The organism is Pantoea cypripedii (genome assembly GCF_011395035.1).
Classification (GTDB): Bacteria; Pseudomonadota; Gammaproteobacteria; order Enterobacterales; family Enterobacteriaceae; genus Pantoea; species Pantoea cypripedii_A.
In genome coordinates, this window is the sequence record NZ_CP024768.1 from 3737270 (window position 1) to 3749700 (window position 12431).

The 12431-nt window shown below is 53.7% G+C and carries 12 protein-coding genes, 1 tRNA gene and 1 pseudogene; 8 read left to right on the forward strand and 6 right to left on the reverse strand.

Annotated features, from left to right (window positions below; genetic code table 11):
* Positions 1 to 85 precede the first annotated feature (85 nt).
* Positions 86 to 706 (forward strand): TIGR04211 family SH3 domain-containing protein, encoded by a 621-nt coding sequence (locus CUN67_RS17330; RefSeq protein ID WP_084876866.1) that lies wholly within the window; start codon positions 86 to 88, stop codon positions 704 to 706.
* A 136-nt stretch (positions 707 to 842) separates the two neighbouring features.
* Entirely contained in the window at positions 843 to 2075 is a 1233-nt protein-coding gene (locus CUN67_RS17335) for a multifunctional CCA addition/repair protein (RefSeq protein ID WP_208716527.1), read from the forward strand.
* Positions 2076 to 2091: 16 nt separating this feature from the next.
* On the opposite strand, the gene bacA is transcribed toward CUN67_RS17335, so the two are convergent.
* Both bacA and folB read right to left on the reverse strand, forming a co-directional pair.
* The gene (bacA, locus tag CUN67_RS17340; protein ID WP_208716528.1) at positions 2092 to 2910 is read right to left on the reverse strand and encodes an undecaprenyl-diphosphate phosphatase; all 819 of its coding nucleotides are present in this window, start codon (positions 2908 to 2910) and stop codon (positions 2092 to 2094) included.
* A gap of 189 nt (positions 2911 to 3099) precedes the next feature.
* Entirely contained in the window at positions 3100 to 3459 is a 360-nt protein-coding gene (gene folB, locus CUN67_RS17345) for a bifunctional dihydroneopterin aldolase/7,8-dihydroneopterin epimerase (RefSeq protein WP_013510542.1), read from the reverse strand.
* Positions 3460 to 3565: 106 nt separating this feature from the next.
* Here folB and plsY point away from each other — a divergent pair, with 106 nt between their 5' ends.
* Positions 3566 to 4171 (forward strand): glycerol-3-phosphate 1-O-acyltransferase PlsY, encoded by a 606-nt coding sequence (gene plsY, locus CUN67_RS17350; RefSeq protein ID WP_208716529.1) that lies wholly within the window; start codon positions 3566 to 3568, stop codon positions 4169 to 4171.
* 31 nt (positions 4172 to 4202) lie between these two features.
* Here plsY and tsaD read toward each other — a convergent pair whose 3' ends face one another.
* The gene (tsaD, locus tag CUN67_RS17355) at positions 4203 to 5216 is read right to left on the reverse strand and encodes a tRNA (adenosine(37)-N6)-threonylcarbamoyltransferase complex transferase subunit TsaD (protein ID WP_208716530.1); all 1014 of its coding nucleotides are present in this window, start codon (positions 5214 to 5216) and stop codon (positions 4203 to 4205) included.
* A gap of 281 nt (positions 5217 to 5497) precedes the next feature.
* On the opposite strand from tsaD, the gene rpsU reads away from it, so the two are divergent.
* The 3 genes from rpsU (at position 5498) to rpoD (ending at position 9667) form a co-directional block, all read left to right on the forward strand.
* Complete coding sequence (rpsU, locus tag CUN67_RS17360) at positions 5498 to 5713, forward strand: 30S ribosomal protein S21 (RefSeq protein WP_001144069.1); 216 nt, start codon at positions 5498 to 5500, stop codon at positions 5711 to 5713.
* A gap of 118 nt (positions 5714 to 5831) precedes the next feature.
* A complete protein-coding gene (gene dnaG / locus CUN67_RS17365; RefSeq protein WP_208716531.1) occupies positions 5832 to 7577 on the forward strand; it encodes a DNA primase in 1746 nt (581 codons plus the stop codon).
* Positions 7578 to 7822: 245 nt separating this feature from the next.
* Positions 7823 to 9667, forward strand: a complete 1845-nt coding sequence (gene rpoD / locus CUN67_RS17370; RefSeq protein WP_208716532.1) for an RNA polymerase sigma factor RpoD — start codon at positions 7823 to 7825, stop codon at positions 9665 to 9667.
* 39 nt (positions 9668 to 9706) lie between these two features.
* Here the strand turns inward: rpoD and mug are convergent, their stop codons facing one another.
* Together mug and CUN67_RS17380 are read right to left on the reverse strand one after the other, a co-directional pair.
* Complete coding sequence (gene mug, locus CUN67_RS17375; RefSeq protein WP_208716533.1) at positions 9707 to 10228, reverse strand: G/U mismatch-specific DNA glycosylase; 522 nt, start codon at positions 10226 to 10228, stop codon at positions 9707 to 9709.
* Entirely contained in the window at positions 10225 to 10812 is a 588-nt protein-coding gene (locus CUN67_RS17380; RefSeq protein ID WP_208716534.1) for a TetR/AcrR family transcriptional regulator, read from the reverse strand. Before CUN67_RS17380 ends, mug begins: the two co-directional genes overlap by 4 nt.
* Positions 10813 to 10947: 135 nt before the next feature.
* On the opposite strand from CUN67_RS17380, the gene CUN67_RS17385 reads away from it, so the two are divergent.
* Together CUN67_RS17385 and CUN67_RS17390 are read left to right on the forward strand one after the other, a co-directional pair.
* Positions 10948 to 11733, forward strand: coding sequence for an SDR family NAD(P)-dependent oxidoreductase (locus CUN67_RS17385; protein WP_208716535.1), 786 nt, complete (start codon positions 10948 to 10950; stop codon positions 11731 to 11733).
* Between the two features lie 199 nt (positions 11734 to 11932).
* Positions 11933 to 12008: transfer RNA gene (locus CUN67_RS17390), tRNA-Ile, on the forward strand.
* 130 nt (positions 12009 to 12138) lie between these two features.
* Here CUN67_RS17390 and CUN67_RS30410 read toward each other — a convergent pair.
* A pseudogene (locus CUN67_RS30410) lies at positions 12139 to 12262 on the reverse strand (phage tail protein); the annotation flags it as partial.
* Positions 12263 to 12431 lie beyond the last annotated feature (169 nt).

The following is a 12431-nucleotide window of genomic DNA, read 5'->3' on the forward strand; positions in this document are numbered from 1 at the left end:
ACCAGGATAGTTCTCATTCAGATTTATGGGAAGCCTCTCCAGACTGTGCCGGTAATTTTACGCCATGACGAAAAATTGATATCGAATGAAAAAAATCACTCTTGCAGCTCTTTCATTGCTGGCTTTCAGCGCCATCACTCCAGCTCATGCAGACGAAAAGCGTTACATTTCCGATGAATTATCTACCTGGGTGCGCAGCGGCCCTGGCGATCAATTTCGCCTGGTTGGCAAGCTGAATGCCGGGGAAGAAGTACAGTTGTTGCAAACCAACAACGATACCCAGTACGGCCAGATTAAAGACTCGCAGGGCCGCACCACCTGGATTCCGCTCTCCCAGCTGAGTGCCGATCCCAGCCTGCGCACCCGCGTGCCGCAGCTGGAGCAGCAGGTGAAAGACCTCACCGATAAATTGCAGAACATCGACAACAGCTGGAACCAGCGAACGTCCGATATGCAGAACAAGGTAGCCAACAGCGACAGCACCATCAACGGCCTGAAAGACGAAAATCAGAAGCTGAAAAACGAACTGATTGTCGCGCAGAAAAAAGTCAGTGCCGCTAACGTCCAGCTGGATGACAAACAACGCACCATCATCATGCAATGGTTTATGTATGGCGGTGGCGTGCTGGGCGTGGGTCTGTTGCTGGGCCTGTTGTTGCCGCATATGGTGCCGCGTCGCAAAAAGAACGATCGCTGGATGAATTAAGCCGATCATCGTTCTTTTTTTCGAGGGGATCGTAAGATGCCCCTTTTGGCATGCCCGAATTTTGGCCAAACTGTGCAACAATTAGAGAGTGATGCGTGCCCGACACGCAAAGATAGATGACCTCTGGAGTAGTTGAGTGAAGACGTTTCTGGTCGGTGGCGCAGTGCGTGATGCGTTGTTGCGTTTACCGGTAAAAGATAAAGATTGGGTGGTAGTAGGTGCCACGCCTGATGCGATGCTGGCACAGGGCTTCCAGCAAGTTGGCCGGGATTTTCCGGTTTTTTTGCATCCACAAAGCCGTGAAGAGTATGCGCTGGCGCGTACTGAGCGCAAAAGCGGTAACGGATATACCGGGTTTGTGACCTGGTTTGCGCCGGATGTCACGCTGGAGCAGGATTTGCTGCGACGCGATCTGACCATCAATGCCATCGCGCAGACGGAGAGTGGTGAGTTAATCGATCCGTATTCCGGACAGCGCGATCTGGCCAACCGCACCCTGCGCCATGTTTCTGCCGCTTTCAATGAAGATCCACTGCGCGTCTTACGTGTGGCGCGTTTTGCTGCTCGTTTTGCCCACCTCAATTTCCGTATCGCCGATGAAACGCAGGCGTTGATGCGAGATATGGTCGCCAGTGGCGAGCTGGCGCATCTCACGCCCGAACGTGTCTGGAAAGAGACGGAAAAGGCGCTGCTGACGCGTAACCCACAGGTTTATTTCCAGGTACTGCGTGATTGCGGCGCGTTGCAGGTGCTGTTCCCGGAACTCGATAATCTGTTTGGTATCCCTGCCCCCATTAAATGGCACCCGGAGATTGATAGCGGTATCCATTCGCTGATGACCCTGACGATGGCGGCTGCGCTGTCCGACCAGCTGGATGTACGCTTTGCCACGCTGTTCCACGATGCCGGTAAAGCCCTCACGCCACCAGAGAAATGGCCAAGTCATCACGGTCATGGTCTGGCCGGTGTACCGATTGTGGCAACCCTGTGTGAGCGACTGCGCGTACCTAACTCGGTGCGCGATCTGGCGCTTATCGTCACCGAGTTTCACGATATGGTTCACACCATCGAACGCCAGCCAGCTGAAGCACTGGAGGCGCTGTTTGATCGCATTGATGCCTGGCGCAAGCCGCAGCGTGTGGAGCAAATGGCTCTGACCAGTGAAGCCGATGCACGCGGTCGTGCCGGGCTGGAGAGCCATGCCTATCCACAGGGCGATTATCTGCGTAAAGCATTTGCGCTGGCGCAGTCCGTTCCCACCAAAGCCGTGGTGGACGCAGGATTCAAAGGGGCTGAAGTACGGGAAGAGTTAACGCGGCGGCGAATTGAAGCACTGCAGGAAGGACTAATTAACGCGCGGCCAGCGTAACTGGCCGCGCATTGCATCACATGAACAGCATGTAAACCACGCCCGCGATGATAAAGCGGTAGATAGCGAATGAGACGAAGGAGATGCGTTTAATCAGTTCAAGGAAGGCTTTGATAGCAATCAGCGCCACCACGAAAGCGGTGACAAAGCCAACGGCAAACATCGGCAGATCCTGCATCGTCAGGAAGCCAATGCTTTTGTACAGATCAAGCACTGTCGCACCCATCATCATCGGTACTGCGAGGATGAAGGAGAACTCCGAGGCAGCATAGCGGCTCACGCCCATCAACATACCGCCAGAGATGGTGGCACCTGAACGCGAGAAGCCCGGCCACAGCGCCAGACACTGGAAGCAACCAATCATAAACGCCTGACGATAGGTGATATCGTCAATCCCCACCGCTTTCGGCTGCTTTGGTTTAAGGTATTCCGCCACCAGCAGCAGCACGCCACCCACCACCAACGCATACATCACGTTAATCGGGTTAAACAGCGCTTTAATTTTATCGTGCAGCAGCAGACCAATGACCACCGCTGGCACCATGCCCAGCAGAATGTGGATCAGAGTCAGATGGCCTTTGCCGGTACCTTCATGTTTCACTTCACCAAAATGAATACCGATTAAGCCAAAGAGTCGACGCCAGAACATCACCACAACAGCAAGAATAGAACCGAGCTGAATTACCACTTCAAAGGTATCGGCGGTATCCCCTTCGAAACCTAATAAGTGGCCAACAATAATCATGTGGCCAGTGGACGAGACCGGTAAGAACTCGGTCAGACCTTCCACTATCCCCAGGATTGCAGCTACCCACAGCTGATGAATATCTGCCATCAAATTTTCCTCTATCCGTTTTAAACAGTAAAAAGGCGGTCGCATCTGCCTACCGCCTTAAATTATGCCTGCGCCAGTCTGAAGGAAACCTTAAGGTTTTCGACAACTAAGCTGCCCTTAACGCAGCGGCCCTGGCTGAGGCACAACATAATTTGGGTTGGTTTCATTGTGATGGCAATCACGCCAGATTTATTTAGGAATAGTCCCGCGTTCAATTCGCACGCCAACCGTTGCTGCCTGCGCTACAGCCCCCGGTTTGCCTACGCGGATGCGCACGCCGGGCGTTTTGAAACGATTCATCAACAGATCCGCAATTTCTTCCGCTACCCGCTCAACCAGAGCAAAACGCTGGCCGTTGAGATGGTTTAAAATCGCTTCCGTGACATCGGCATAACTGAGGCAATCATCAACATCATCGCTGGCCGCTGCCTGGCGGTTGTCCCACGCCATTTCGACATCGAGCACCAGCTTCTGCTGCATGCCCTGTTCCCAGTCGTAAACGCCAATAGTGGTGAACACGGTGAGTTGCTCAATAAATACGATATCCATGATGTAGTCTCTGTTTTTGGCTAAGCCGGATACCACTTCCGGCGGATTATGCGTATTATCCACACTTACCGAGAACAAAACGACCCTACAGGAACGGTATGGAACTATGAGTGCTATCGCGCTTGGTATGATTATTTTCGCGTATCTATGCGGCTCCATTTCCAGCGCGATACTGGTGTGCAAACTCGCTGGTCTGCCGGATCCACGCACCCAGGGTTCAGGTAACCCCGGTGCGACCAACGTATTACGCATCGGCGGGAAAGCGCCCGCAGCGGCGGTACTGATCTTTGATATCGCCAAAGGGATGCTGCCGGTGTGGATCGCTTATCTGTTGCATGTTCCGCCGCTGTATCTTGGCCTGACGGCGATTGCCGCCTGCCTCGGCCACATCTATCCCGTTTTCTTTCGTTTTCGCGGCGGCAAAGGCGTGGCGACAGCGTTTGGTGCCATTGCGCCGATTGGCTGGGATCTGACCGGACTGATGACCGGCACCTGGCTGCTGACGGTACTCCTGAGTGGCTACTCATCGCTGGGTGCCATTGTCAGCGCCTTGATCGCGCCTTTTTATGTCTGGTGGTTCAAACCACAATTCACCTTTCCGGTGTCGATGCTTTCCTGCCTGATTTTGTTGCGTCATCACGACAACATTCAGCGCCTGTGGCGCGGCCAGGAAAATAAAATCTGGAAGCGGAAAAAAAAGCAGCAGAAATAAAAAAACCGGCGCGAAGGCCGGTTTTTTTATGTCAGATGGCAGGCAGCTCAGCCAGCGGCCAGCGAGGCCGGACACTGACGCCCAGTTCACCCCGTGTTCCGCCTTTCAGACGCACCATACCCGCATAAGCAATCATGGCACCGTTATCGGTACAGAATTCCGGGCGGGCGTAAAACACCTCACCACCGCGCGCACGCATCATCTCAGCCATGCGCTCACGCAGGGTGCGGTTGGCACTCACGCCCCCGGCGATCACCAGGCGTTTGAAACCCGTCTGCTCCAGAGCGCGCTTACATTTGATCATCAGCGTATCCACCACTGCATCTTCGAAGGCACGGGCAATATCAGCGCGTGCCTGTTCGTCATCCGCATGCTGGCGGATGGTATTAGCGGCGAAAGTTTTCAGGCCGGAAAAGCTAAAATCAAGGCCGGGACGGTCGGTCATCGGGCGCGGGAAAGTGAAACGACCGGGCGTGCCCTGCTGTGCCATGCGCGAGAGCATGGGGCCACCGGGATAGTCGAGACCCAGCAGTTTGGCGGTTTTATCAAAGGCTTCACCTGCGGCATCGTCAATGGACTCACCCAGCAGGGTGTATTCGCCAATGCCAGTGACGCTAATCAGCTGAGTGTGTCCGCCCGAAACCAGCAGCGCCACAAACGGGAATTCTGGCGGGTTTTCTTCCAGCATCGGTGCCAGCAGATGGCCTTCCATATGATGGACCGGCACCGCCGGAACATTCCAGGCGAACGCCAGTGCGCGACCAATGGTGGCACCAACCAGCAACGCGCCAACCAAACCTGGCCCGGCGGTATATGCCACGGCATCAATTTGCTGCGGCTGCAATCCAGCCTGTTTTAACGCCGCCTGAATCAACGGCACGGTTTTACGCACGTGATCGCGCGATGCCAGTTCTGGCACCACGCCGCCGTAATCGGCATGCAATTTTACCTGGCTATATAGTTGATTTGCCAGCAGACCGGACGCATCGTCATAAATCGCGATGCCGGTTTCATCGCAGGACGTTTCAATACCCAGAACTCGCATAGCTTTTCGTACCCTCTTCTTGCGGCGCGCAGTGTACCACAGGGAGATCGCCGGTCGGGCAACTTTGACCGCGAAAAAGTGTTTTTCCGTCGCACAAAGAGTGCGCTATACTCCACGGCCTGAAAAAACCGGCAGCCGCAAGGCACAAGCCCCTGTTGGTTTCAATTTGTTCCTGGTGCTTTACAAGCCAACCCCGGTTGGAGTAGAATTATGCACCATTTTGAAATGTGCTGGCGCCGCAGTCAGCAGCAAAAACCGAATTTTATCGAGGTGAGAGTTACATGCCGGTAATTAAAGTACGTGAAAACGAGCCGTTCGACGTAGCACTGCGTCGCTTCAAGCGTTCCTGCGAAAAAGCAGGCGTTCTGGCTGAAGTTCGTCGTCGTGAGTTCTATGAAAAACCGACTACCGAACGTAAGCGCGCTAAAGCGTCTGCAGTTAAGCGTCATGCCAAGAAACTGGCTCGCGAAAACGCACGCCGCACTCGTCTGTACTAATTTCTTTCGGAGGTTCGCCTCCGCCGCGTGATAAACGCAGACAGAGTCAAGTAAGAGGCCGTGCTTTCCGAAAGGAAGCGCGGCTTGTTGCCGTTTATGAGCTGAAAAATCGGGGCTTATGGCTGGACGAATTCCACGCGTATTTATCAATGATTTACTTGCCCGCACGGACATCGTGGATCTTATCGATGCCCGCGTTAAGCTGAAAAAGCAGGGTAAGAACTATCATGCGTGCTGCCCATTCCATAACGAGAAAACGCCCTCTTTCACCGTAAACGGTGATAAGCAGTTTTATCACTGCTTCGGCTGTGGTGCCCACGGCAATGCCATCGACTTCCTGATGAATTTCGACCGTCTTGAGTTTGTCGAAAGCATTGAAGAACTGGCCACACAGCACGGCCTTGAAGTGCCTTATGAAGCGGGCAACGGCCCCAGCCAGATGGAACGCCATCAGCGCCAAAGCCTTTATCAGCTGCTGGAAGGTCTGAACACCTTTTATCAGCAGAGTCTGCGACAACCGCAGGCTCAGCCCGCTCAGCAATACCTCGCCACGCGCGGCCTTAGCCAGCAAGTGATTGACCACTTTGCCATTGGCTATGCACCGCCCGGCTGGGATAACGCGCTGAAGCGTTTTGGTCAGCAGAAAGAAGATCGTGAGTCGCTGATGGAAGCGGGCATGCTGGTCAGCAATGACAAAGGCCGCACTTACGATCGCTTTCGCGACCGGGTGATGTTTCCGATTCGCGATAAACGCGGCCGGGTGATTGGTTTTGGCGGCCGTGTGCTGGGCAACGATACGCCGAAATACCTGAACTCGCCGGAAACACCGATTTTCCATAAAGGTCGTCAGTTATACGGCCTGTATGAAGCGCTGAAAAATTATCCGCAACCGGCTCGCCTGCTGGTGGTGGAAGGATATATGGATGTGGTGGCTCTGGCGCAGTTCGGCATCGATTATGCCGTTGCCTCGCTGGGAACAGCGACCACCGCAGAACATATCCAGCTGCTGTTTCGCTCGACGGAAAACGTGATTTGCTGTTACGACGGTGACCGTGCTGGCCGCGAAGCCGCCTGGCGTGCACTCGAAACCGCATTGCCTTACATGAATGACGGACGTCAGCTACGCTTTATGTTTTTGCCTGATGGCGAGGACCCGGACACGCTGGTGCGCAAAGAAGGCAAAGCCGCGTTTGAAGCGAGGATGGAGCAGGCCATGCCGCTCTCCACGTTTCTGTTCGACAGCCTGATGCCGCAGGTTGATCTGAGTACACGCGACGGTAAAGCACGCCTGAGTACGCTGGCGTTACCGTTGATTAGACAGATCCCCGGTGAAACCCTGCGCATTTATATGCGTCAGGAATTAGGTAATAAACTCGGCATTCTTGACGATAACCAGTTAGAGAAGTTATTGCCGAAGCAGGCTGAGAGTGGAGCCGCACCCACCGCGCCACCGCTGAAGCGCACCACCATGCGCGTACTGGTGGCATTACTGGTGCAGAATCCGCAATTCGCCGCCATGGTGCCTGCTCTCGAAGGCCTGGAGCAGTCAAAAATGGCAGGGTTGCCGCTGTTTGTGGAGTTAGTCAGCCGTTGTTGTGAGAATCCTGGCCTGACGACCGGACAGCTACTAGAGTTATATCGCGGGACAAATTTTAGTCAGACACTTGAAACACTGGCCACCTGGAACCACATGATAGTGGATGAAGAGGCGGAAACGGTGTTCCAGGACTCGCTGGCGAGCCTTTACGATTCCGCGCTGGAACAGCGTCTTGAAGCGCTCATCGCACGCGATCGCACCGAGGGGTTAAATGCCGCCGAACGTCGCGAATTCTGGGCGCTGAGCCAGGCACTGGCAAAGAAATAACCGTTTTAGACGCTCTGGTTGCCGATACCGTTAAAATGGCAGGGAACCGGGGCGATAAGCATTAGCGGAACCTGGCGAGAAGCCAGGCCCGAAAAAAGAATCCAAGCGGCTTAAGTGCCGAATACTCGAGGGCAAATGCCCTGGCCGCGACGAAGGCAGCGGCAAAAACACAACGCCTTCACTGTTATTGTTGGCTCGCTGCCGACCGACACCAATCTAATTAACAGAAGTGTGGATACCGTCTTATGGAGCAAAACCCGCAGTCACAGCTTAAGCTACTTGTCACCCGTGGTAAGGAGCAGGGCTATCTGACCTATGCTGAGGTCAATGACCATCTGCCGGAAGATATCGTCGACTCCGATCAGATCGAAGACATCATCCAGATGATTAACGATATGGGTATTCAGGTGGTGGAAGAAGCCCCTGATGCCGATGATCTGATGCTGAATGAAAACAGTGCCGATACTGACGAAGATGCTGCGGAAGCCGCCGCTCAGGTGTTATCCAGCGTTGAATCTGAAATTGGCCGTACCACCGACCCGGTGCGCATGTACATGCGCGAAATGGGTACTGTTGAACTGCTGACGCGCGAAGGCGAAATTGACATCGCTAAACGCATCGAAGACGGCATCAACCAGGTTCAGTGCTCCGTTGCAGAATATCCGGAAGCAATCACCTATCTGCTCGATCAGTACGATCGTGTTGAAGCAGGCGAATCACGTCTGTCCGACCTGATCACCGGTTTTGTCGATCCGAACGCTGAAGAAGATCTGGCACCGACCGCCACTCACGTTGGTTCTGAGCTGTCTGAAGAAGACCGCGATGATGACGAAGATGACGACGAAGAGAGCGATGACGACAGTTCTGATGACGATAACTCTATCGATCCGGAACTGGCGCGCGAGAAATTCGTTGAGCTGCGTACCCAGTACGAAACTACCCGTACTGTGATCAAGGCCAAAGGCCGTAGCCACGCTGACGCGGTTGCCGAGATTCAGAATCTTTCTGAAGTATTTAAACAGTTCCGCCTGGTACCGAAGCAGTTCGACTACCTGGTCAACAACATGCGTGAAATGATGGAGCGAGTGCGTACTCAGGAACGCATCATCATGAAATTTTGTGTTGAACTGTGCAAAATGCCGAAGAAAAACTTCATCACCCTGTTCACCGGTAATGAAACCAGTGAAAGCTGGTTCAAAGCCGCGCTGGCGATGAACAAGCCGTGGTCGGAAAAACTGCTGGAAGTGCAGGATGACGTCATGCGTTGTCTGCAGAAACTGTCGCAGATTGAAGAAGAAACCGGCCTGACCATCGAGCAGGTGAAGGATATCAACCGTCGTATGTCTATCGGCGAAGCCAAAGCGCGTCGTGCGAAGAAAGAGATGGTGGAAGCTAACCTGCGTCTGGTGATTTCAATCGCGAAGAAATACACCAACCGTGGTCTGCAATTCCTCGACCTGATCCAGGAAGGCAACATCGGTCTGATGAAAGCCGTTGATAAGTTCGAATATCGTCGTGGTTATAAGTTCTCAACTTATGCCACCTGGTGGATCCGTCAGGCAATCACCCGTTCTATCGCCGACCAGGCGCGTACCATCCGTATTCCGGTGCATATGATTGAGACCATCAACAAACTCAATCGTATTTCGCGCCAGATGTTGCAGGAGATGGGCCGCGAACCGACGCCGGAAGAACTGGCTGAGCGTATGCTGATGCCGGAAGATAAAATCCGCAAAGTGCTGAAAATTGCTAAAGAGCCAATCTCTATGGAGACGCCGATTGGTGATGATGAAGATTCACATCTGGGCGATTTTATCGAAGACACCACGCTGGAGCTGCCGCTGGACTCTGCAACGTCTGAGAGCCTGCGTTCTGCCACCCACGACGTGCTGGCTGGCCTGACGGCACGTGAAGCGAAAGTACTGCGTATGCGTTTTGGTATCGATATGAATACCGACCACACGCTGGAAGAGGTTGGTAAGCAGTTTGACGTAACGCGTGAGCGTATTCGTCAGATTGAAGCTAAGGCGCTGCGTAAACTGCGCCATCCAAGCCGTTCCGAAGTGCTGCGTAGCTTCCTTGACGACTAATCAGTCTGAAGCAAAAAAACCCCGGTTTACCGGGGTTTTTTATGCCTGCTCGTTTTTCTGCAACCATTCATACAGCTGTCGATAGGCGGATGCCATTGCTTCTACTGAGGCACGATTCAAACCACTTGGATTAGGTAACACCCACAACCGGGTATTGCCGAGAGTGTGTGGCTGCTCACCCCACTCCACTTTGCGCTGTCGAAATGCACGCTGGAACGCATCTTTGCCCAATACCGCCAACGCACGCGGCTGATAGTTCAGCACTTTCTCCTGCAATCGACTGCCGCCATCACGCAGCTCATCCCCCGCCAGTTCCGTTGCCTGCACAGTTGGTCTTTCCACCAGCATGGTAATACCGCAACCGGTCTCCAGCAGCCGCTGTTCCTGCTCCGGCTTCAGTTGCTCATGAGTGAATCCAGCCAGATGGATCACCTTCCAGAAGCGGTTACCCGGATGAGCAAAATGATAGCCGGTATGTGCCGAGGAATGGCCTGGATTGATGCCACAGAACAACACCTGTAAATGTGGTGCGATGATGTCACGAATGTTGTGTTCACTCATACCATCACCAGCCCGGCACGTTGTTTCACGGACAGACGACTGTCAGCCAGAATATGACTCGCCTCAGTGTCATCCGGGCAGGCGCGTGCCAGCGCCATGGCACCGACCATCTCAGCGAGGATGCTGGCGGCCAGCCTGTCCGCGTGAGGATTGCCGAGTTGCTGCAATGGCTGAGCCAGTCTCTGACGCACCACTTCGCGTCGTTGCGAAAACAGCGTGCGCGCCTCAAGTGGCAAATGCGCCATTTCGCTGGCAAGTGCGGGGAGAGGACACCCCTCACCTGGCGTGACACGGTGCACATCAGAGAGGTAATTGTCGATCAACTGATTCAACCGCTGCGCCGGATCTTCAATCTGCACAATCGCCGCTAACCGTTGCGCGGAATCTGCAAACATCTGTGCAATGACCGCTTCTACCAACACATCACGTGAGGCGAAATGAGCGTAGAAACCGCCATGCGTTAAACCAACACGCTTCATCAACGACGCAACACCAATGCTCTCCGTGCCGCATTCACGCATCACTTTAGCTGCCTCATCCAGTATGCGCTGACGCGTGCGCGCTTTGTGACTCAGCTTTTCCATCCTCTGCTCTCCGGTTCATCAGTTACGACAATCATAGTAATTATTACGACCATCATATTCCAGCTTGACGATAAATATTATGATCGTCATATTTAGCACATCAAATATGATAACCATCATTTAGAGGAATCGACCATGTCATCATCTCAACTGGCTTTAATCACCGGCGCATCCAGCGGTATTGGTGCAACTTATGCGAAACAGCTGGCTGCTCGCGGCTATAACCTGATTCTGGTGGCACGCGATGTCACCCGCCTCAATGCGCTGGCGCAGAGCTTACGTGAATCGGCTGGCGTGGAAGTCAGCGTCTTACCTGCGGATCTCACTAAAACGCAGGATTTGCAGCGTATCGAACAGGAACTACGTGAAAACCACCACATCACGTTGCTGCTGAATAACGCAGGTATGAGTGTCGAAGGGGAATTTATCGATGCTGACCTGGAACGCATTCAAACCATGCTGGCATTGAATATCGTGGCTCCGACGCAACTGGCTCATACTGCCGCGCAGGCGTTTCGCGCGCGTGGTCACGGCACCATCATCAATATCGCTTCCGTGCTGTCGCTGATACACGAACGCTTCAATGGAGCTTACAACGCGACAAAATCCTTTGTACTCACGCTGACGCGCGCCATGCAGCGCGAGCTGGTTGATAGCGGCGTACATGTACAGGCAGTTCTCCCCGGTGCTACCCGCACTGAAATTTTTGATCGTTCGGGCACCCCGATTACATCATTCCCGGCAGAGATGTTGATGGAGGTTGAGGATCTGGTCAGCGCTGCGCTGCGTGGGCTCGACGCTGGTGAGCTGGTAACCATCCCCTCACTGGAGAATACTGACCTGTGGCAAGACTTTGATAACGCACGTGTGGCGCTCCAGCCTTACCTGTCGAGCAATAAACCGGCGTCACGTTATCAGTAAGCATGATGGTAATGAGGGACAGGGCTTTCCCGCCCTGTCTCAGAATCATCTGCAGATTAGGTTATTTTTGCGACAACGGATGTGGGATCTGCGAATTTTCTCATTGATATCAAGGGGTCAGAGGCTGGTTTAATTTTCAGCAACCAGCTATCAATGGCTGGATCGCCCTGGCGAGATACTTTATAATCCCCGCTCCGCTGGCCCCTTAGCTCAGTGGTTAGAGCAGGCGACTCATAATCGCTTGGTCGCTGGTTCAAACCCAGCAGGGGCCACCAAATTTAGTGATATTAATCATGCATTTGAGCCGCTCTCCGAAGCGGTTTTTTTGTAGCCAAAAAATCGATTGGCAGCAAATTTTTTCTCACCCCCCTTCTGCTTGCTGACACCGCCTTTCGTGCAAAACGGCCAGCCCTGATTCACCAGGCTGCGAAGCTTCGCGCAGATGCTCTCGATGATGCCGCGGGTTCAGCGCGCCACCCACCGCCCATATCTGCGCTTCAGCCATCGTGTCCATGAGTACCTGGGCAGTGTGGGGAATCTCCGGTTAAGGGGTTTCGCTATGGTCGGCGCTCCGTAACGACGAGGCACGCATTGGCTGTTGTGTAATGGCTGGCACATGAGGAAAATGCCTTTCACGACAGTTAAATGATGCAAAAGCAATATTCTGATCCCGAAAAATGCATAAGGTGGTTTTTTAC

What these genes read in the sequence shown, in the direction of transcription:
- CUN67_RS17330 (WP_084876866.1), top strand. Translation starts at nt 86, where the DNA reads ATGAAAAAAATCACTCTTGCAGCTCTTTCATTGCTGGCTTTCAGCGCC.
- bacA (WP_208716528.1), bottom strand. Translation starts at nt 2,910, where the DNA reads ATGGCAGATATTCATCAGCTGTGGGTAGCTGCAATCCTGGGGATAGTG.
- folB (WP_013510542.1), bottom strand. Translation starts at nt 3,459, where the DNA reads ATGGATATCGTATTTATTGAGCAACTCACCGTGTTCACCACTATTGGC.
- plsY (WP_208716529.1), top strand. Translation starts at nt 3,566, where the DNA reads ATGAGTGCTATCGCGCTTGGTATGATTATTTTCGCGTATCTATGCGGC.
- tsaD (WP_208716530.1), bottom strand. Translation starts at nt 5,216, where the DNA reads ATGCGAGTTCTGGGTATTGAAACGTCCTGCGATGAAACCGGCATCGCG.
- rpsU (WP_001144069.1), top strand. Translation starts at nt 5,498, where the DNA reads ATGCCGGTAATTAAAGTACGTGAAAACGAGCCGTTCGACGTAGCACTG.
- dnaG (WP_208716531.1), top strand. Translation starts at nt 5,832, where the DNA reads ATGGCTGGACGAATTCCACGCGTATTTATCAATGATTTACTTGCCCGC.
- rpoD (WP_208716532.1), top strand. Translation starts at nt 7,823, where the DNA reads ATGGAGCAAAACCCGCAGTCACAGCTTAAGCTACTTGTCACCCGTGGT.
- mug (WP_208716533.1), bottom strand. Translation starts at nt 10,228, where the DNA reads ATGAGTGAACACAACATTCGTGACATCATCGCACCACATTTACAGGTG.
- CUN67_RS17380 (WP_208716534.1), bottom strand. Translation starts at nt 10,812, where the DNA reads ATGGAAAAGCTGAGTCACAAAGCGCGCACGCGTCAGCGCATACTGGAT.
- CUN67_RS17385 (WP_208716535.1), top strand. Translation starts at nt 10,948, where the DNA reads ATGTCATCATCTCAACTGGCTTTAATCACCGGCGCATCCAGCGGTATT.